This window comes from Vibrio sp. 03_296 (genome assembly GCF_002265885.1).
In genome coordinates this window covers 1-609 of the sequence record NZ_NPKW01000041.1, presented here as the reverse complement: position 1 = coordinate 609, position 609 = coordinate 1, and the positions used below count along the sequence as shown (strand labels likewise).

The window sequence follows — 609 nt, the reverse complement described above, 5'->3', positions numbered from 1 at the left end:
GAGGTCTAGCCAATGTGCAAAATGCAATGTTTGGTTGGCAGCGGCAGCCCAAAACATCAAGAAGATAGCGTTGGTGGTGAACTATCTACGAAAAATGGGCTTAAATATGGCAGAAATAAGGCAGATACTTGCTTCTGTATACCCATGTAATGAATGGAAACTTCTGCGCACGATATAACAAAAAATATCACGATCGCGACCTACGGTCGCTTCCAAAAAAGAACCCCACTTAAAAAGCGGGGTTCGTCATCAATCTGAGGGGCGACGTGTTCGCCCCTTTTTCTTTGCGAGTAAACTTGTTTACTCATTTCAGCTCTAACAAGTACCCTAGTTCCTAGTTCCTAGTTCCTAGTTCCTAGTTCCTAGCTCCTAGCTCCTAGCTCCTAGCTCCTAGCTCCTAGCTCCTAGCTCCTAGTTCCTTTCTCCACTACAAATTCTCCTCGGCAAATTCAGCTAAGCGGCTGCGTACCACGCCATTAAGGTGAATGTTGGCGCTGCCTTCAAAGTTCTTAAAGCGCTCAACCATGTAAGTTAAACCCGAAGTAACGGGGGTGAGGTAGTGAGAATCGATCTGTGCAAGGTTACCGGAACAGACGATCTTCGTCCCTT

The 609-nt window shown here is 46.3% G+C and carries 1 pseudogene; it reads right to left on the bottom strand.

Going from position 1 to position 609, the window contains the following annotated elements:
• Positions 1 to 427: 427 nt before the first annotated feature.
• A pseudogene (locus CIK04_RS03330) lies at positions 428 to 609 on the bottom strand (PhoH family protein); the annotation flags it as partial.